Source organism: Alteromonas sp. 38, from assembly GCF_902506055.1.
In the GTDB taxonomy this organism is placed as follows: domain Bacteria; phylum Pseudomonadota; class Gammaproteobacteria; order Enterobacterales; family Alteromonadaceae; genus Alteromonas; species Alteromonas lipotrueae.
Genome location: NZ_LR733300.1, coordinates 3,007,081 through 3,026,539 on the forward strand (window position 1 = coordinate 3,007,081; position 19,459 = coordinate 3,026,539).

Sequence of the window (19,459 nt, forward strand, 5' to 3'; positions counted from 1 at the left end):
TTATCTCTGCCTTACCCAACTTCCCACAAATTTGCCTAAACTTGCCAGTTACTCTACGTCAACGATGAGCCTCAGCGCTTCACGCCTCTCCTCGTTCTCCATTTGTACACAATTTGTAACTAACTCTATTCAAAAACAATAGCTTGCCAACTTGCTACTTTACCCACGTTAATGCTATTGATTGACAAGCAACCCTTCGCGTTGCTGAAATAACAAACAATAAGTTAAATGGAACCATAAGGAAATCACAATGAAACATGGCGTTAAACTTAGTGCGCTCACACTCGCACTGGCTGGACTCTCCTCAATCTCTTCCTCTCATGCGCAACAAGCAGAAGAAAAAGCTGAGGGAGTAGAACGTATAGCAGTAACAGGCTCTCGTATCAAACGAACCGATATTGAAGGCCCCTCTCCTATTCAATCAATAGATGCCACCATGATAAAAGGCATGGGCTATGAAAACTTACAACAATTACTAGAACGCATGCCGGCCACCGGCGCAGGTACATTCTCAACACGTAACAACAGCCAAGACTCTACTGCAAATGGTGCGGCCTCTGTATCCCTTAGAGGTATGGGCCCAGATGCCACCTTGGTACTTATTAATGGCCGACGTGTGGCCATCAGTGCATTTGCAGAAAGCATCACGAATTCATTTGTTGATATTAATGCTATTCCCGTATCGGCCATTGAACGCATCGATATTTTAAAAGACGGTGCATCAGCTATTTACGGTTCAGATGCCGTGGCCGGTGTAGTGAACGTTATTTTGAAGAAAGACTATGATGGTTTAGAAGTAAACGTAGGCTATGGCGGTACAACAGGGCCAAGCTACGGCGAAACTACTGCTAATATGCTGTGGGGTAGTCAAAGTGAAAAAAGCAGCGCTACTGTCATTCTCGATTACTTCAACAACAGCCAGTTAGGGGCTGATGAAATGGGCCGGTTTGGTACTGCCAACCAATCCCCTTTTGGAGGTATGGATTTTCGTTCTTCTCGCGGGTATCCAGGTTATTTCTATGTTGATGGCGTTAAAACCATCGATCCAGATTGCCCAGCCGATAGCGCCACTGCATCTGGCAGTTGTTTATTCGATTATGGTCCGTATGGCCTGACTATTCCTGCATCGGAACGCGTAGGCTTTATTGGTCAATTCGATTATAAAATTTCGTCAGATGTTACCGCGTTTATGGAAGTAGCCGTACAGCACAATACGTCTGAAGCTGGCGGTGCAGCCACGCCCCTTGATGAAGACGCGGGCTTAACCGTACCTGGCACCCATCCTGATAACCCTTTCGGGCAAGATATTGATATTGGCCGTTACCGCCCGGTTGATGCGGGTGCCAGACGCTGGGATATTGAAACCGATACCCTTAGGTTTGTGGCAGGCTTACGAGGCCAAATTTTTGACTACGACTGGGAAGCATCTGTACAAAAGGGTAGAAGTAGTTCTGAACAAAGCGGCGATCAATCGCAGGGTTGGGTTCGCGTAGATTGGCTACAAGAACAAATTGACCTAGGTAACTACAATCCTTTCGGTGGTGTAACTAACTCACCCGAAGTTATTGATGCCATCACCACCAGCTTGGTTCGCCGAGGTGAATCACGCATGACTAGCTTCGATGCTCACATTACTGGCGAAGCGTTTGCGTTAGGCGATGAAATGGTCATGATGGCAGCGGGTATAGAGTACCGTGAAGAGCAAGTATCAGACATTCCTGACATTCAATTCCAGCAAGGGCTTATTTTTGGTACTGAATCTGTTTCTGCTAACGCAGAGCGCGACCAATACGCCGCCTATTTAGAATTATCAATTCCGATCTCTGATCAACTAGAGCTTCAATTGGCGGGTCGTTACGACGACTACAGCGACTTTGGTAACACCACTAACCCGAAAGTTGCGTTACGCTGGGCGCCAAGCGATGAAGTTACCCTTCGTGCCTCGTGGGCACAAGGGTTCAGAGCACCGTCATTGGCACAAGTAGGTTTAGGTCCTTCGCAGAAGAGCGTGTTCTTTGTGGATAGGTACCGCTGTGAAGCAACAGGCCTAGACTGCGAATCATTAGATTACAATATTGAATTTGCGGGTAACCCAGATTTGGAAGCGGAAGAGTCTGAATCTTGGAATGTGGGCGCTATTTGGGCACCTACTCAAGAGTTAGGTTTAAGCGTTGATATTTGGAGTATCACTCAAGATAACAAAATTGATGAGCAGCAATTTGGTTTGGTGTACGACACTGAGTGTAATAACCAAGACAGTGAAATTTGCGTACGTTTAGATCCACAAGGCGGGGCTAGTTTAGGGGTTATCCAAAAGATATTTAATACCTACCAAAACGTGTCTTCACAAGAAGCTGCAGGTATCGATTTAAGTGCAAACTACATGCTTACCCTAAACGACTACGGTGACGTTAAGTTCAATATTGATTGGTCTTATCTTACCGAGTTTGAAAAGGACGGTTTAGATTACACTGGTGAGTATGGGTATCCTGAGCATCGTTGGTTGTTTGGCACAACGTGGAGCAAAGGTGCGTTTGACGCTAACTTGAATATTAGCTTTGTGGGTGAATTTGAAGATACACCGGATATCGACTTCGACGGCGTGTTAGATTTTGAAGAAAATACATCCCGTATGGTCGATTCACAAATGCTAGTGGATATTCAAGGTGGCTATAACGTGACTGACACTATTCGACTTGTACTTGGCGTAAACAACGTACTAGATGAAGAACCACCTTTTGCTATTGGCGATGGCGATAGCGACCTTTATGGTTATGTGGGTAGTATCCACAATCCACGCGGCCGCTTCGTATATACCAAAGCAACGTTTAGGTTCTAAACGCTAGCACTCACTGTGATTGCCTGAACGTCAGGCAATCACAATCCAAAATGAATTAGCATTAAGTTGGCAATGGCCGCTACTAACATGGCCAAAAACGTCAGCATCATACCTGCAATACGCTGCCAGCTTGCTCCACTATGATGTCTTAATCCATAAGCATGGAAAATACGTCCGAATAACAGTGAACATGCGAGTGCATGTACCGCCCAAGCTTGCCCTGTATTCGCCTCAAAGCAAGCGACCATAATGAGGGTAATAGGAACATATTCACTAAAATTACCATGAGCGCGACTGAGCCTTTTCAGGTCTTCATTACCACCGTCACCCAAGCTAATTTGACTTTTTCTACGTACCCCTATCACTAAAAAGGACAGGTATAGGTAGCAAATCCCCAACAGACTGGCATAAAACGCCGTTATAGGTAATACCATGAGTTAGCTCCACGTTTATATTAGTTATTCTGCAATTATTAAACGCTATTCGCTCATAACATACAAGTAACAAAAAAGGCCGCTACTGCGGCCTTTACAAATCAATAAGCACAATTAACCAAGAAGTTCAGCAAGCTCTGCGCTCACTTCATCTACTGGGCGTGTGCCGTCTAACTTGTGGTATTCGCAGTTGCCCGCATCAGCTTCAGCACTATAGTAATTAACCAACGGCTTGGTTTGCTCATGGTAAATTGCTAGGCGTTTACGAACTGTCTCTTCTTTATCATCATCACGAATAATAAGGTCTTCGCCAGTATCGTTGTCTTTCCCTTCCTCTTTAGGTGGGTTGTAAACAACATGGTAAACACGACCTGAAGCTGGGTGTACGCGACGGCCACCCATACGCTCAACAATCACATCATCTGGTACATCAAACTCAATACAATGATCGACAGAAACACCCGCTTCTTTCATTGCATCAGCTTGAGGAATTGTACGTGGGAAGCCATCTAACAAGAAACCATCTTTACAATCGTCTTGCGCAATACGCTCTTTAACCAGCCCGATAATGATTTCGTCAGATACTAGCTTACCTTCATCCATTACACGCTTGGCTGCAAGGCCCATTTCCGTACCCGCTTTTATAGCAGCACGAAGCATGTCACCGGTAGAAATTTGGGGGATCCCATATTTGCCCATTAAAAACTGAGCTTGTGTGCCCTTACCCGCGCCAGGAGCGCCGAGAAGAATAATTCGCATGAGTGCGTTCTCCGCTTATGATTTTGAACTTTTTTACTTGGGGCACTTTACACATTCAGCACCACAGTGACAAGTATAAGCCCCACTGTAGAGGGAAACTAAACACTTATGATGAATATATATACTACTTATGGCCCGTTATAAAATCCGACTTTGGTCTTAACTCACTGCTTACTTTCAAACGTACCGAATGAAATTAGCTAAACGGGTAAAATATAGCATAAATTAACGTGCAAAATAGATTTAAAGACCCTAGAAACAAAAAACGGGCATTACGCCCGTTTTATATTAATTAACTTTTAATATTGAAGCTTATTTTGCTAACTTCATTAATAAAGTGTTTAAGTTTTGCACAAACGCTGAAGGGTCTTTTAAGCTACCTTGTTCAGACAATGCTGCTTGGTCGAACAATACACCAACCCATTGCTTAAACAAATCTTCGTCTTGCGTGTCTGCTAGGGTTTTAACCAAAGAATGCTCTGGGTTAAGTTCGAATACGTACTTAACGTCAGGCACAGGCTGTCCTGCAGCTTGCATCAACTTCATCATCTGTGTGGTCATACCGTTGTCATCTGCAACAATGCACGCAGGAGAATCAGTTAGACGGTGGGTAAACTTAACGTCTACTACTTTATCGCCTAGGGCTGATTTAGCTCGCTCAACAATACCTTCTACTTCTTTTTCTGCTTCTTCTTGGGCTTTCTTAGTGTCTTCGTCTTCAAGATCGCCTAAATCTAAGTTTGCTTTCGCAATAGATTCAAACTGCTTCTCGTTGAAATCAGTTAAGTGCGACATTAACCACTCGTCAATGCGCTCACCCATTAGCAAGACTTCAATACCCTTCTTACGGAAGATTTCTAGGTGCGGGCTAGATTTAGCAGCTTGTAAGCTGTCTGCCGTTACATAATAAATCTTATCTTGGCCTTCTTTCATGCGTTCAATGTAGTCTGCCAACGACACGGTTTGTGCATCAGAGGTACTATTGGTTGATGAGAAGCGAAGTAAACCGGCGATTTTTTCGCGGTTGTTGTGGTCTTCAGAAGGCCCTTCTTTCAGCACGTTACCAAATTCGTTCCAGAATGACTGGTACTTTTCAGCATCGTTCTTCGCCATTTTCTCAAGCATTTGAAGTACGCGCTTAGTACAACCTTGACGCAATGCTTGAGTTACCTTGTTGTCTTGTAGAATTTCACGAGACACGTTAAGCGGCAAATCGTTGCTGTCTAGAAGTCCTTTAACGAAGCGCAAGTACGTAGGCATAAACTGCTCGGCATCATCCATAATGAAAACGCGCTGAACATATAATTTCAAACCGTGTGCTTGGTCGCGGTTCCACATATCAAACGGGGCTTTAGAAGGAATGTACAACAAACTTGTGTATTCAGTCTTACCTTCAACTTTGTTATGTGCCCATGCAAATGGGTCTGCAAAGTCGTGAGAAATGTGTTTATAGAATTCTTGATACTCTTCATCAGAAATATCTGATTTTTCGCGGGTCCACAAAGCAGTCGCTTTGTTTACTAGTTCCCACTCGCCTGGCTGTGCTGGCGTCTTCTCGCCATCAGGGCCTTCGCTTTCAGGCACTTCTTCTTTCCACATTTTTACAGGAATGCTGATGTGGTCAGAGTATTTGCTAACAATTGAGCGTAAACGCCAATCATCAGCGAATTCTTTTTCCTCTTCACGAAGATGCAATACAATTTCAGTACCGCGAGTAGGCTTGTTGATTTCTGCTAAAGTGAATTCACCCTCGCCTTCTGAAATCCACTCAACGCCTTGTGATGCATCTGCACCAGCGGCACGGGTGCGTACAGTCACTTTATCAGCAACGATAAACGCAGAGTAAAAGCCGACACCGAACTGACCAATCAGTTGTGAGTCTTTTGCGTTGTCGCCAGATAGCTTACTGAAGAAATCTTTTGTACCCGACTTCGCAATAGTACCTAAGTTGGCTATCACTTCGTCGCGGTTCATACCAATGCCGTTATCAGCAATAGTTACCGTGCCCGCTTCTTTATCTACACTAATTTTTACGTTTAGGTCGCCATCATTTTCATAAAGGCTGTCGTTTTCTAGTGCGCGGAAACGTAGCTTGTCTGCTGCATCGGCAGCGTTAGATACAAGCTCACGTAGGAAGATTTCTTTATTTGAATACAAAGAATGAATCATCAGATGTAGAAGTTGTTTTACTTCCGTCTGAAAACCGTGGGTTTCTTTATGGGCTGCTTCAGCCATAATCCAATATCTCCTCGTTGAATGGATCACGTTACTTTCAAACAGGTAAGGCCGAACTAGCAGTTTTCAACCGCAAAGCGAAAAAATATTATTGGGGAAGCGCCGCAATTTAGAGTTTGCGGCGACCAGAAAAGGCGTGAGTGAGGGTATTACCGTCTATATATTCGAGCTCGCCACCCACTGGTACACCATGAGCAATACGAGACGCTTCAACATTATGGGCCGCACAAAGCTGAGCGATATAATGTGCAGTAGCTTCGCCTTCAACCGTCGGGTTAGTGGCAAGGATCACTTCGTTAATGCCACCTGCACTAAAACGGGTTTCCAATTCGTTTAAGCCAATTTCTTCAGGCCCTACTCCATCGATAGGCGACAAATGCCCCATCAATACAAAGTACTGGCCTTTATAACTAAGCGTTTGCTCGATTGCCAATACATCTTGCGGGCTTTCAACAATGCATAATAAGCCACTGGCTTCGCGCTCTGGATGACGGCAAATTTCGCACAGCTCATCTTCCGTAAACGTTCTGCAGCGCTTGCAGTGATGAATATGCTCCATGGCGTTGTGCAGTACATTACTTAAATCTATCGCCCCCTTACGATTGCGTTCCAAAAGGTGAAACGCCATACGCTGGGCACTCTTATTACCTACCCCTGGAAGGCAAGTTAACGCTTGAATTAATTCATTCAGTAACGGGCTAAACTTCATACAAACTTCTTATCATTTTAAATCGGGTTACGAAACAACTTTGCATGTTACTCACTAAAAGTTCTTGTTGCACACTCATAATAAAGGTAGGCCACAGGCTAGTTTGACTCAATTATTTTTTCTTTCGGCTTTACTGCCTTTCGAATTAACTTTTTATGCACTTCATCGAGTTTAATCACATAGGCGTTTCCGCCGAAAATACCTTTAAATTTCTCGTCGGTAAATATAATAGTGTTGTCGTCTTTAAAAGTGACCGCCTCTTTTTGCGTAATCAACCCCAAATCAATGCGGTAAATATCTCCAGAAAAGAATTTATCCCCTTTGAAGTTTTCGAATAACCAAATACTGGTGGAATCCAGTAGCGCTAGTTTAGTTCTGTCAGGGCTTAATGCTGCAGACGTTATCCAGCACAGTTTTTCCATGGTAGTACAGGTTTTAAAAGAGTCGATTAACTCGGCATCAAAATTAGCCGCGTGATCGCCAACTTTATATACGTTGGTAATACCATCAAAGGGCTCAGTTCTATTTTTGGTGAATAAATAAAGATGGCGCCCTAGCGCAACAAAAGCTTCTAGATCGAAGTTACGATCATTCGGCTTAACCGGTGTTTTCCCATCCATTTCAGGGTAGGTAAACTTAATAATCTCAGCGTTTGTCGACTCGGTTTTAATATCGATAGGGTTTTCTATTTTATAAATCGTTAGCCATTTTCTATCGTTATCATTATTACCAAAGTCGCCCAAGAAAAAGTGCCCGAAGTCGTTTTGGGTAATGTCTTCCCAATCGATGTTTTTAGCATTGGCAACCAAGACTTCTTTGGTGATGTCGCCATTGTCATCTAAGCGATATAGCTTGGGATCGTCGCCACTATCATTAATGGCCCACAAGTAGCCTTTCTTATCGAACTCAATACCAGAAATTTCATTCAATTTAGGATCTACAGATAACTTCTTTTTGCTATACAGCCTGTGAGTAGAAATGCCAAAGAGGGTAATGGCTACGATGACAGAAACCGTCACCGACAGGATAATACTTTTTTTCAGCATGAAAATGATGATATTTCTGAAGATTAAGATGGGGCGTATTATTACTGATGGTCTACCATAACTAAAGCCTTTTATGCTGAACGTACTGACCAATCCGGTGAAGTTTAGTTTGATGGAGTCAGTGTTAATTAAGCCTAAAGGCATACTGACCCCATTGTTCATTTAAATGCTCCTACGTTCCTTCGAATCTTAGTTTCGCTGATAATGTAAATGTCTATTTTCACCTTTACTTTTAACGGGGGAAAAGTCGTTAAGCATCTCGATTTTAACTGGTGAATCCTGCGTACATTTATTACAACCACATGCAGTGTAAGACGGCCATGCAGGGGGGAGATAGCGCCAGTAAATCTCTCTATGTAATAGGCTAAAGTAAAAAAAAGCTCTGATAAAATCAGAGCTTTTAGGTATAGCATTTACTGCCCTCTATTTAAGTCCACAACGTTCGTTATCGCTATGGTTCAAAAATATGAGGTATATGGCTTAAAACGGCATTTTGAAGCCTGGAGGAAGTGACATGCCACCAGTAACGTCGCCCATTTTTTCTTTACTGGTTTCTTGAACGCGGCGAACGGCATCGTTAAATGCAGCGGCAACCAAGTCTTCAATCATGTCTTTATCGTCTTCCATTAATGAGTCGTCAATGTCTACGCGGCGAACGTTATGATTACATGTCATGGTTACCTTAACCATGCCTGCACCGGCTTCACCTGTGACTTCCAGCTTAGCCAAATCGTCTTGCACTTTCTGCATACGATCTTGCATTTGCTGAGCCTGTTTCATCATGTTGCCCATTCCACCTTTAAACATATTCTTTTCTCACTTTGTCTTAGTGTTAGTTAATGTTGCTATCGCGCTTTAACCGAGTCGGTCACTATTGATGCGTCGAACGCTGATAACAACGCTTGTATCGTTTCGTCGGTATGTACCACCGATTGTGCATGCGCCTGGCGCATAGCAATAATGTCTTGTTGCAACGCATAGGGCGTTTGTTTTGGCGAACCAAGGGTGATGGTAATATTCTCCCCTTCACCAAAACTATGATGCAATACATCAAGCAACTGTTGTTTTGCACTGTCTTTTAGTAGATGCGCCTGACTGTTATCAATTTCAAGCGTTATACCCTGATCATTTCGCAAAAAAGAAGCATGAAGCACCAATTGTTTAAGCAAACCTGCAATAGGCATTTGCTCTACGTCATTGCTCCACTTATCAATTTGGCTCGCGTGAACAAGCTTACTACCATCATCCAAATAAGCGGCTAGCTTACCTTGATACTGACTTGTGAACTGATTTACTGGCTCACCACTAAATTCATTACGGGTATCGCTTGGCCTTGGTTCTAAAGACTGAGGTTCTAAAAGCTGAGGCTCTAAAGGCTGAGGCTCATTGCGAGCTGTTTCGCTATTGCCGCCATACTGCGCCGCGTCAGGCATTGGTGAATCAAATTGGGTATCTTGCTCGTTGGCAGTAAACGGCTCATCATTATGCTGTATACCAGTATCCCACGGGGGCATATCGGTTTGGTTTTGCATGCTAGCGTCAGAAGTCGTGTTCGAGCCAGCATCTAAATTTGAATTTGCATTTAAAGTATCAGAGCTTGATGGCGCAGTTGCCGGTGCAGTAGTTGATTCTTGTTGAGCACTGCTGTCGTCAGCCGTGCCTTTAGATTGCCTATCATCTTGGCCTTCACTAGAAGGGTCAGGAGAGCTTTGGCTTGAAGCCTTACTCATTCTATCTACAAAGCTAGTAGTTTCGTTCGTCGCTTCAGGCTTTTTCGCCGCTTGTTCTGCGCTTTCATCACGTTTTTGCTTTAACCGCTGTCGTAGCGCAAGCATATCAGCAGTGGATGTTAGCTGTGCCTCTGGTGTGGGCGTAGCGGCTGGCACAGAATCAACAGCTTGCTGCGAAGCAAAATGTGTAGATTGCGTGTCAGGGCTTTCATCAGATAGCGGTGCATTTGTCAGCTGAGCATCGGCAAATTCAGGCGGCATAAATGACGACTCATCATCATCGTAAGGCGGTGGCACATCGTCCATGTATGCATCTGCTGGCGGCATATCATTAAACGGGGCCGAATCTGAAGGACTATGCTCTGACGCCAAACTTCTGACTGGCTTGCCATGCTCACCTGAAGGTTGATTGCTACCCGTAGGCTGATCGTTGCCTGTAGAATGATCATTACCTGTAGGCTGATTATTTATTACAGACTGATTGGCATCTGAAGGCTGGCTATATTTTGAATGCGCTACAGGCTGGGAAGGCTTTGCCTCTTGCGAAGCGACTTCGCCATGCGGCTCTTTCTTATGAGCCGAGGCTTCTGGTTCAGGGGTTTGCCCCTTTGAAGTGGCTAAATCTGGTAAGTCTGGTAAGTCTGGTAATTTTGTAGAAGATGAAATCTCGTCAGTTCCCGCGCGCTCAGTTTCATCAGTAGAAGTTTCTGCATCTTGAACATTTGTACTGTGAGCATCTTGTTCATTGCTGGAAAGCTCTTCATCGGCTGACGATGACCCAGCGCCTGCGCTTTTAGCACAAAGAGAGTTAGCGGTAGAAGTCGAGCTTTGCGCGTCTTGCTCAGAAATTAGTGTTTTTTTTTCCGCCGATGCAATAGGCAACGAACTATCAACCGTTCCGCTGGCTATCTCAGATGGCGCATCAGCTAAAGGCGTACTGGGTGCAAATGTCATCATACGCATTAACGTCATTTCTAATGCGCTCCTGCCGTCTGATGAGAATGGTAAGTCCTTCCTTCCTTGCAGCGCAATTTGATACAACAACTGCACTTGTTCAGCAGAAATTGATTTAGCAAGTTGGTAAATAGCTTTGGCTGAAGTTGTTTCTAATTTACAGGCTTCAGGCACCCATTGGGTTAACGCTATTTGATGTAGCGTACTGCCTAATTCGGCAAGCACATGATCGTAATCTGGTGCTTGTTCCGACATATCCTGAACCAATCGCATAACATCGGCTGGCGTTTTACTCACCACCGCATGCAATAACTTCACAAGCTGATTTTTATCCATCAAGCCTAGCATGTCGGTAACGACTGAGGCGTTAACCGCATTACCACCTTGTGCAATAGCTTGGTCGGTTAAGCTTAAGGCATCACGCATACTCCCCTGTGCAGCGCGGGCTAACAACGCTAGCGCTTGCGGCTCAAAGGGTAAGGTTTCTTGCTCTAGAATATGATTAAGCTGCCCAACTATTTGCTCTCGCGACAATGCTTTTAAATTGAACTGCAAGCAACGAGATAAAATAGTAATAGGAAGCTTTTGTGGATCGGTCGTGGCCAGTAAAAACTTAACGTGAGGCGGTGGCTCTTCTAGCGTTTTTAGTAACGCGTTAAAGCTGTGCTTAGACAGCATGTGTACTTCATCAATAAGGTACACTTTATACCGGCCGCGGGTAGGCTTGTATTGAACGTTATCAAGCAACTCTCGGGTATCTTCTACCTTCGTGCGTGAAGCCGCATCAATCTCAAGCAAATCAACATAATTACCCTGCTCAATTTCTTTACAGGTATTACATTGACCACAAGGGTTAGACCCCTGCCCTTCTTCGCAGTTTAAACTCTTGGAAAATATACGAGCAATGGTGGTTTTACCTACCCCTCGCGTACCGGTAAATAGGTACGCGTGGTGCAAGCGGTCGTTATCTAACGCATTCGAAATAGCTGAAACAACATGTTCCTGCCCTACGAGTTCACTAAACTTACCCGGGCGCCATTTACGTGCTAATACCTGATAACTCATTGCTTGTATTTTTATCCTTATTCGCCGTCGAACTCACAAAGCGTGAAGCTTTTGATACCCATCGCGGTTAGCTTTTCACGACCACCTAGTTCAGGTAAGCCGATAACAAAGCCAGCATGCTCAATGGTGCCGCCTAATGTTCGGATTAGCTTTGCTGATGCTTCGATGGTACCGCCCGTTGCTAACAAGTCGTCGATAAGTAACACTTTATCGCCTGGCTGGATAGCATCTTTGTGAATTTCCAACGTATCAGTACCGTACTCAAGATCGTAGGTTTCACTCACCACTTCACGGGGTAATTTGTTGGGTTTTCTTACTGGAACAAAACCAATGCCCATCTCAATGGCCAGTGGCGCGCCGAATAAAAATCCGCGCGCTTCGGTTCCTGCTACTTTGTTGAATCCCATGTCTTGGAATTCTTCAAGCAACAATGCGATACAACTACTGAAAGCCTTATGGTCTTCTAGTACGCTAGTAACATCTCTGAATAAAATACCTGGCTTTGGATAGTCAGGAACGGTTTTAACAACTGATTTTATATACTGTGCAGTCACAATTATGCCTTGAATGTCTGCGTTATAACCAGAAGGTAAACCAGCCGCAGATGATATGCATCAGCGGAAACGCGAGTAAAGTTACGATAGAAGCTAGAAAGTACCACTTATTGTAGACTTCTTTGAAATCTGAATTGTCTGCCATATGCACTACCTAAACAATTTAACTAACAAAAAAATGGTCGTAAATGTTAATCGAAAGCAGACCGGATTGACAGCGCTATTGTAGTCAATTGCCTACTTTCCCAACATTTAACAGCCAAAGCTATACACTCGCGTACAACTTTAGCCTTTCTGCACTTAAGTGCCAGTTAAAAACTGGTGATTTAGTGTTCAGCAAACTGCTCAGCTAGGTAACAAAATACCTTTTTGCAGCATATCGCTTACTATTTGCTGCATACCTTGAAGCACAGTGTGTTCTGGTAGGTGGTGTAATTGCTTACAAAGCTGCTCGCCTAAGACCTCTATTCCTATGCCCTGTTCGTGCTGTTCAATGGTATGCAATAAAACTGCTGTAAGCGGATTTAAATGCACAAATTCTACATGCTGTTCTTCATTTCTATACACCACATAGAATTGTTGCTCGGGTGCGGGGTTTTCGGGAATATAATCTACCCCAATTAAATGTACAGGGTAAGTATAGGAAGCAATGGTGGCCAGCGGGGAAACGCTCACCCTCATTACCTGTTCGCCCGCTTCAAAATACACCACCTTATGAGGAGTTTTTCGAATACTGACATCTAATTCTAGCCATTCATAGTGGGCAAGTTCAGCGGCGAACTCAGGTAATTGAAATGCGAGTTCTGGGTTTGCTGACAAATACTCTACGAATTCTTTGCTAATGTCTGAAAAATACGGTGAACGGCTTTCGTGATGAATAAAAAAGGCGCGCACCAAATCATTCCAATTTTCTTCACTTACCAATGACTTTAACACCGGAAAACCTGTGCTTATAAAACCCATAATGTTATTAAAAAAAAGGGACTGATAAATATCCATGCGGCGTTTAATGTCAGCATTGTTTGTTTCAAACGAATCTGGATCTTTAATTGCGTTAACAAACTGTTGCTGGACGGTTTTAAAATTCTCGCTCATGCAGACTGCCCTGCGAAAACGGTTTGGTGATTTGCAATACACTGGGCTTGTATTGCTTTAATACGCTGCACTTCTTTTACTAATACTTCCATCGCGGGAATATTAAAATCACGTTCTAATAATGTAGGGAACACACCATGAGTTTCATAAGCGTGCTTTAGTAAATCCCACACTGGCTCAATAACATCGGCGCCATGGGTATCTACTTTTAAATCTGGGGCTTCATCAAAGTGCCCTGCAATATGACCATATACAATTTTATCGCTAGGTAAGCGGTTTATAAAATCGTAAGCGTCATACTTATGATTGATGCTATTTACATAAACGTTATTTACATCGAGCAGTAACGCGCAACCTGACTCAGCTAATACCGCATTGGTAAAATCTAGTTCAGACATTTCTTGCCCAGGCGCCAAGTAATAAGACACATTTTCTAGCACCAATGGCCGCTCGATAATGTCTTGAACCTGCTTTATGCGGCCTACCACATGTTTAACTGCATCTTCTGTGAACGGTATTGGCATGAGATCGTACATATGCCCGTTACCAGAACAGTAACTTAAGTGCTCGCTGTATAAATCGATATTGTGGGTGTCTAAAAAGTGCTTTACGGTTTTAACGAATTCGACATCAAGCTTATCACTACTACCAATAGAAAGGGACAACCCGTGAGTGGTGAAAGGCGCTTGTTGAATACTTTGGGCAAACTGGCGTTCGTATGTTCCCCCTAAAGGGATCCAGTTTTCGGGCGCAACTTCCCAAAAGTCGACCTCGCTAGGCAGTGTTGGTAACACTTCATCTAACATCTCGCGACGAAAACCTAAACCTGCACCTTGAATATGCTTCATTATTCCACCCCAATTTCACACTAAAAAGGCCATCGAATGACGGCCTTTTTATACTGCACTTGCCGTAGCGTTACATGCTACCGCATTTACCTTCACCACATTTTCCTTCTTTAGCTTTTTCCATTTTACCTTCAGCCATACTAGCTGCTTTATCGCCACCGCACTTGCCTTCACCACACTTGCCTTCTTTGGCTTTTTCCATTTTACCTTCAGCCATACTAGCTGCTTTATCGCCACCGCACTTGCCTTCACCACACTTGCCTTCTTTGGCTTTTTCCATTTGACCTTCAGCCATGCTAGCTGCTTTGTCGCCGCCGCACTTGCCTTCACCACATTTACCTTCGGTTGCTTTCGCCGCTTTGTCGCCACCACACTTACCTTCGCCGCATTTACCTTCGGTTGCTTTACCATCTGCAGATTTTGCCGCTTTATCACCACCGCACTTGCCTTCACCGCATTTACCTTCAGCAGCGAATTGGCTATAGCCAGATTCTAATGACTGCATTGAAAATGGGTTAACTTCAGCCATAGCAACCGTAGATGCTAACGAGCCAATAACAACCGCACCGAGTGCCGTAGCAACAGAAGATTTTTTAATTTGTTTCATTTTGTCTACCCTCAAATGTATAAGTCTGGTTTTAACGTGCGGTAGGCACGTGTAGTAGTATAGACCTAGGGGGTGAAGATCAAATTTCACTTTTTATTAATATTTTTTATATTATTAAATTTAAAGGTATTTTTAGCTAACTTTTATAGTCCCGATGTAGTACCTAGCTCAGCGTAACTCGTTTACCTTACAACTAAAGTAGGTTAAGTTTGTTCTGATTGGTTTCTTTTGAGCAAATTGAATACATGTTGAAGCAATTTTATTTGGGCGACTGGCAAGTAGAGCCAGCATCAAACACCCTTATATTAGGTAAAACGAAGCGCACCGTTGAACCCAAAGCAATGGACGTTCTATTGCTATTGTGTCAGCAAGCGGGTGAAGTGGTTAGCGCCGACGACATTATTACCCAGTGCTGGCCAGACGCGCCCGTTGGCGATAACCCTATTCATAAAACCATAACCCAATTACGTAAAGCATTAGGTGATAAAGCCAGTGCCCCTTCTTTTATAGAAACCATACGTAAACGAGGTTATCGGGTTATTGCCGATGTTCAGTTTTTAGAAGATGAACAAACACGTGCCGCCGAAACCGATTGGCAGGGTCAATCTCCGTTCCCTGGCTTAACCGCGTTTACGCAACAAGAAAGCCAAGTTTATTACGGTAGAAATGCGGCAGTAAAAAATTTACTGGCTAGGCTTTCGGATCAATTTACCAAAAAACGCCCTTTTACCCTTATTATCGGCCCTAGCGGTTCAGGTAAAAGCTCGTTAGTGCACGCAGGTTTATTACCTAGGTTATTAAACAACAAGGGCGCCAATGGTGTTCATGCCATCGATTACGCCAGTATTGATATTGCAGATATTCAGACGGCACAGATTGTGGAAGAACTTGCCGCCTGTATGTTAGATTGGGATATCAACGATGCCCCGTTGTTTGAAGGGGAAAGTGCCGATTCATTAGCGGCAAAACTGAAACGCGACCCTAAGCCGGTTATTCATTTAGCGAAAACTAAACTTACAACTGCAAGCCAGTACAATAACGTCGCTTTCCCTTGCTATGTAATAGTACTCGATCGCCTTGAAGCCTATTTGGCCACTAACCATGTTGATAGTACCCAAAAGGAAGCGGTGTTTACGCTGCTTGAAGCATTAGCAGAAAGTGGATTCATTTTAATGCTTTTAGTATGTCGGAATGATTTTTACCATCACTTAGCTGCCTACCCCACCCTAATGAAAAATAAAGAGCGTGGAGCACATTTCGACCTTACGCCCCCTTCGGCCAGTGAATTAAGCCAAATGATACGCCTTCCAGCTATTGCCGCAGGGCTAGAGTGGGAAGAAGATAACCATACCGATGTTACGTTAGACGACATTATACTTACCGATGCCGCGGCAGAACCCAACTGTCTTCCATTATTACAATACACCTTACAAGAACTGTACTTGCAGCGAACAGCCAACTTGCTGCAAGTTAGTACCTACAAACAGTTGGGCGGTATAGAAGGCGCAATTGGCCACAAAGCTGAACAGCTTTACCAACAGATGCCGGCGTTAGTGAAAACTGCACTCGACCGCGTGCTTCCTCTAATTGTAACGCTTACCCAAGATGGCAGTAACTTAACCAGCCGCACCGCATTGTGGAGTGAGCTTAGTAACGATAACGAGAAAAACTTTGTCGAGCTAATGGTAGAGCATCGGTTATTTGTATCGCACCTTTATCAAGACAAAGCCTGCTTTAAAGTGGCGCATGAAGCCGTCCTTAGGCGCTGGCAGCGAGTACAAGGTTGGATTCAACAACACCAAAGCGCGCTGGTAAGCAAAGGCAGATTAGAACAACAAACCAAACAATGGCTGCAAGATAACAAAAGTAAGGCGTTTTTACTTACACAAGGTAAGCCCTTAACTGATGCTTTGGCGTTAAACGCCGACACTAGCTTAACACTGACGAATGACGAATTAGCGCTCATTCGGGCGTCACAGAAAACGGTGCAACGCAAACGGGTTATTCGCGGGGTTACCTTTGCAGCCCTTGCTTGTTTAACCGTAGTTTCATTTGGTGCCATGCTACAAAGTCAGCAATCGCAACAACTGGCCGAAAGGAAGCGATTAGAAGCTGAAAATTTAATGGGCTATATGATAGGTGACTTTGCCAATAAACTACGTAGCGTAAAACGTATGGACTTATTGGAAGGTATCAGCGAACAAGCACTGAGTTATGTTGAACAAGCTCAGCAAACGAGTGAATATGGATTTTTTACCATTAGCCCGCCAAAAGCGAGTTTCGAATTGCGTTTTCAACATGCGCTTTCACTGCAAGCTATGGCAGAAGTACGATTTTATAGAGACGATGTAGCCACCGCGAAAGAAGCTTACGAAGAAGCCGATGTACATATAAAGGCGCTGTTGAGCGATGCACCCAATCACTTCGAGCTACTTAAAGCGGCGGGGGCAAACGCATTTTGGTTGGGCCACATTGCTTATAACGATGGTTTGATGGACATAGCCAGAACGGCATTCGAGCGTTACCTAGCTTATAGCGAACGTATGCTAGCAATAGCCCCAGACAATACTGACGCTATGCTAGAAGTGGCCTACGCACAAAACTCTTTGGGCTCTCTTGAATATGAAAATTTTGAATTTGGTAAGTCGATTGAATACTTCAGTGCATCACTAAAGCTCAAACAATATATCGCTGAACAAAACCCTGATGATCTTGATGCTCAACTTTATGCTGCCGATACCCTGTCGTGGATAGCGTCGGCTACTGTTCATACTGGGGAATATGAAAAAGCTTATGGATTGTACGAGGATGCTGAACAAGCTTTTGAAGATATATATATACTTCATAGTTCTAATGCTGCCGCCATTGAACCTTATGTTGCAGTTCTTGTTCAAAAAGCGCTCTTAGCTAAAAAGTTAATGCTGAAAAAAAACTACGGCACAACACTAGAGAAAAGTTATATAATTGTAAAACAGGCGATCTCGCAAGATATTAACAACAGTGAATGGCAATTGGCTTTTTTTCGTATAGAAGCACTTTTACTAGTAAGTGATTCAAGTTTTAAAAGCTCTATTGATGCTCAGCAGGTATTAGCCAAGGTAATTGCATCTAATGCAGAATGGATACTTTTTCCCTTAATTGAATACTTTCAAATGAATTCGCACTGGGAAATTATTACTCAAATTCAAAAATATATACGCTCAATTACCCCAGAAATTATTGAGTCTTCATTAAAATCCCGTGAGCCAAGCTTTACAGAATATAATTTAAAAACAAAAAAAATATTATCTCAATTTATTAGAAGTGAAAACATTTTTACCGATGAGCGCAAAAGTTTACTTTGTCATGAGCTTCAACTTACCACATCGAAAATCGTCGAAAAATCTTATCACCCCGATGCAATTTTACCGCATTTTTTTGCGAGTCAATGTACTAACAATACTTCTAAAATAAATGGTACTTTGAAAGCTCACGCAAAAACTTTGACCAAACCTTTCTACTTTGATTATTTATAAAAGGAATAAAATATGTCTAATCCAACACCGATATTTCAGTTTATGGTTTCAGTATTTACGGACGAAACTCCACCTCGATATGCTATTTATGATACCTCAGGCAACCCTGCAACAGGTAATGTAACAGTAACTGAGTCCAGTAGCATGATAATGTATACTTTGAAGAAAGAGTCTAGCGATTTACAATTCGTGGGCCCAGTCATATCTGGTGATTTAGATAATGACTTGACTTACAGTATAACTGAAGATGGGCAAACTATTATCTTTGTAGATTCAGACTCAGCAACAGAAAGTATTTGTATGAAACTAGTTACAGCACCTAAGTCGAGCGTTTATACCAGTCAAGATCCACAAATCATTAATAAACAGAAAAATTAATTTTATAGAATTGGCGGCTGTTAGCTGCCAATTCTGGTTTAAAATGCGCTTTAATATCTGAGGACTTACTTAAGCCTCCCTGTTTTTATTCTATACACCAAACAATACTGATATAGTTTTTATGCGCTAAAAGTAGCGTGTTTATTTTTTAATTTTTGAAGGGAATAAAAATGAAGTCAATATATAAAAATAGTAAGACATTGCTTAAGCCATTGTTTTTTTTGCGGTACTACTCTCTTTCTCAACGTTAGCACAAGAAGCCACATCAACAACAAATTCAACTGAAACGACTAATACGGCCACCTTTACCTTACAGCTTTGGGCACCGGATGAAGTGCCGCCTGCCGATGCCAAACATGTGGAAATTGGTGAAGGCTATTACTATCGCTACACACCCGAAGCAGTTGCATTTGATGGCAATACTAATCGTAAATTGAATATCGAATTTTCGTCCGCTTTAAATGACCGTTACGCCTTTCGTTGGGTTACCGCAACCAGCCCTGGTGATGTAACCTTAGAAGATAAGACCGATGCCAGCATACACATTGGTGTTGATGACGGTAACGACGTGGCAGACGATATTTATTTAGAAGTATGGGTTTTCGATACCCAAACCGGCGAACGGTTCATGTGTGATCCACAAATTATAAATAGAAAACCAGTTTAAAAATTTAGGGCTTCGTGAGGAAGC

General features: G+C 43.2%; 15 protein-coding genes. 4 read left to right on the forward strand and 11 right to left on the reverse strand.

Translation table 11 applies throughout. The features are described from left to right. The first annotated feature begins 250 nt into the window (after nt 1-250). On the forward strand, nt 251-2,839 hold the full coding sequence (locus FLAVO9R_RS13075; protein ID WP_159531983.1) for a TonB-dependent receptor: 2,589 nt from the start codon (nt 251-253) through the stop codon (nt 2,837-2,839). A gap of 38 nt (nt 2,840-2,877) precedes the next feature. On the opposite strand, the gene FLAVO9R_RS13080 is transcribed toward FLAVO9R_RS13075, so the two are convergent. The 11 genes from FLAVO9R_RS13080 to FLAVO9R_RS13130 all read right to left on the reverse strand — a co-directional run bounded on the left by FLAVO9R_RS13080 (nt 2,878) and on the right by FLAVO9R_RS13130 (nt 14,875). After that, entirely contained in the window at nt 2,878-3,273 is a 396-nt protein-coding gene (locus FLAVO9R_RS13080; RefSeq protein WP_159531985.1) for an MAPEG family protein, read from the reverse strand. Between the two features lie 114 nt (nt 3,274-3,387). Further along, the gene (adk, locus tag FLAVO9R_RS13085; RefSeq protein WP_013783409.1) at nt 3,388-4,032 is read right to left on the reverse strand and encodes an adenylate kinase; all 645 of its coding nucleotides are present in this window, start codon (nt 4,030-4,032) and stop codon (nt 3,388-3,390) included. Between the two features lie 312 nt (nt 4,033-4,344). Further along, a complete protein-coding gene (gene htpG, locus FLAVO9R_RS13090) occupies nt 4,345-6,267 on the reverse strand; it encodes a molecular chaperone HtpG (RefSeq protein ID WP_159531987.1) in 1,923 nt (640 codons plus the stop codon). Nucleotides 6,268-6,376: 109 nt separating this feature from the next. Further along, a complete protein-coding gene (gene recR, locus FLAVO9R_RS13095; protein ID WP_159531989.1) occupies nt 6,377-6,976 on the reverse strand; it encodes a recombination mediator RecR in 600 nt (199 codons plus the stop codon). A gap of 98 nt (nt 6,977-7,074) precedes the next feature. Next, nucleotides 7,075-8,022, reverse strand: coding sequence for a hypothetical protein (locus FLAVO9R_RS13100; protein ID WP_159534609.1), 948 nt, complete (start codon nt 8,020-8,022; stop codon nt 7,075-7,077). Nucleotides 8,023-8,502: 480 nt separating this feature from the next. Next, nucleotides 8,503-8,829: a YbaB/EbfC family nucleoid-associated protein gene (locus tag FLAVO9R_RS13105; RefSeq protein ID WP_062087580.1), complete on the reverse strand. Its 327-nt coding sequence runs from the start codon at nt 8,827-8,829 to the stop codon at nt 8,503-8,505. A gap of 38 nt (nt 8,830-8,867) precedes the next feature. Further along, a complete protein-coding gene (dnaX, locus tag FLAVO9R_RS13110) occupies nt 8,868-11,771 on the reverse strand; it encodes a DNA polymerase III subunit gamma/tau (protein ID WP_159531992.1) in 2,904 nt (967 codons plus the stop codon). A 17-nt stretch (nt 11,772-11,788) separates the two neighbouring features. Beyond that, nucleotides 11,789-12,325, reverse strand: a complete 537-nt coding sequence (apt, locus tag FLAVO9R_RS13115) for an adenine phosphoribosyltransferase (protein WP_013783400.1) — start codon at nt 12,323-12,325, stop codon at nt 11,789-11,791. A 345-nt stretch (nt 12,326-12,670) separates the two neighbouring features. After that, a complete protein-coding gene (locus tag FLAVO9R_RS13120) occupies nt 12,671-13,420 on the reverse strand; it encodes an HvfC family RiPP maturation protein (protein WP_159531994.1) in 750 nt (249 codons plus the stop codon). Then, entirely contained in the window at nt 13,417-14,268 is an 852-nt protein-coding gene (locus tag FLAVO9R_RS13125) for an HvfB family MNIO-type RiPP peptide maturase (RefSeq protein WP_159531996.1), read from the reverse strand. Before FLAVO9R_RS13125 ends, FLAVO9R_RS13120 begins: the two co-directional genes overlap by 4 nt. A 70-nt stretch (nt 14,269-14,338) precedes the next feature. Next, nucleotides 14,339-14,875 carry an HvfA family oxazolone/thioamide-modified RiPP metallophore gene (locus FLAVO9R_RS13130; protein WP_159531998.1) on the reverse strand — a complete coding sequence of 179 codons (537 nt, stop codon included), beginning with the start codon at nt 14,873-14,875 and terminating at the stop codon, nt 14,339-14,341. 245 nt (nt 14,876-15,120) lie between these two features. Here FLAVO9R_RS13130 and FLAVO9R_RS13135 point away from each other — a divergent pair, with 245 nt between their 5' ends. The 3 genes from FLAVO9R_RS13135 (at nt 15,121) to FLAVO9R_RS13145 (ending at nt 19,435) form a co-directional block, all read left to right on the forward strand. Next, complete coding sequence (locus tag FLAVO9R_RS13135; protein WP_232370648.1) at nt 15,121-18,390, forward strand: nSTAND1 domain-containing NTPase; 3,270 nt, start codon at nt 15,121-15,123, stop codon at nt 18,388-18,390. Between the two features lie 12 nt (nt 18,391-18,402). Beyond that, complete coding sequence (locus tag FLAVO9R_RS13140) at nt 18,403-18,768, forward strand: DP-EP family protein (RefSeq protein WP_013783395.1); 366 nt, start codon at nt 18,403-18,405, stop codon at nt 18,766-18,768. Nucleotides 18,769-19,102: 334 nt separating this feature from the next. Further along, nucleotides 19,103-19,435 carry a hypothetical protein gene (locus FLAVO9R_RS13145; RefSeq protein ID WP_159532002.1) on the forward strand — a complete coding sequence of 111 codons (333 nt, stop codon included), beginning with the start codon at nt 19,103-19,105 and terminating at the stop codon, nt 19,433-19,435. The last annotated feature ends 24 nt before the right edge of the window (nt 19,436-19,459 follow it).

What these genes read in the sequence shown, in the direction of transcription:
- FLAVO9R_RS13125 (WP_159531996.1), bottom strand. Translation starts at nt 14,268, where the DNA reads ATGAAGCATATTCAAGGTGCAGGTTTAGGTTTTCGTCGCGAGATGTTA.
- htpG (WP_159531987.1), bottom strand. Translation starts at nt 6,267, where the DNA reads ATGGCTGAAGCAGCCCATAAAGAAACCCACGGTTTTCAGACGGAAGTA.
- FLAVO9R_RS13100 (WP_159534609.1), bottom strand. Translation starts at nt 8,022, where the DNA reads ATGCTGAAAAAAAGTATTATCCTGTCGGTGACGGTTTCTGTCATCGTA.
- FLAVO9R_RS13140 (WP_013783395.1), top strand. Translation starts at nt 18,403, where the DNA reads ATGTCTAATCCAACACCGATATTTCAGTTTATGGTTTCAGTATTTACG.
- FLAVO9R_RS13080 (WP_159531985.1), bottom strand. Translation starts at nt 3,273, where the DNA reads ATGGTATTACCTATAACGGCGTTTTATGCCAGTCTGTTGGGGATTTGC.
- FLAVO9R_RS13130 (WP_159531998.1), bottom strand. Translation starts at nt 14,875, where the DNA reads ATGAAACAAATTAAAAAATCTTCTGTTGCTACGGCACTCGGTGCGGTT.
- FLAVO9R_RS13120 (WP_159531994.1), bottom strand. Translation starts at nt 13,420, where the DNA reads ATGAGCGAGAATTTTAAAACCGTCCAGCAACAGTTTGTTAACGCAATT.
- adk (WP_013783409.1), bottom strand. Translation starts at nt 4,032, where the DNA reads ATGCGAATTATTCTTCTCGGCGCTCCTGGCGCGGGTAAGGGCACACAA.
- FLAVO9R_RS13075 (WP_159531983.1), top strand. Translation starts at nt 251, where the DNA reads ATGAAACATGGCGTTAAACTTAGTGCGCTCACACTCGCACTGGCTGGA.
- FLAVO9R_RS13135 (WP_232370648.1), top strand. Translation starts at nt 15,121, where the DNA reads ATGTTGAAGCAATTTTATTTGGGCGACTGGCAAGTAGAGCCAGCATCA.
- recR (WP_159531989.1), bottom strand. Translation starts at nt 6,976, where the DNA reads ATGAAGTTTAGCCCGTTACTGAATGAATTAATTCAAGCGTTAACTTGC.
- FLAVO9R_RS13105 (WP_062087580.1), bottom strand. Translation starts at nt 8,829, where the DNA reads ATGTTTAAAGGTGGAATGGGCAACATGATGAAACAGGCTCAGCAAATG.
- dnaX (WP_159531992.1), bottom strand. Translation starts at nt 11,771, where the DNA reads ATGAGTTATCAGGTATTAGCACGTAAATGGCGCCCGGGTAAGTTTAGT.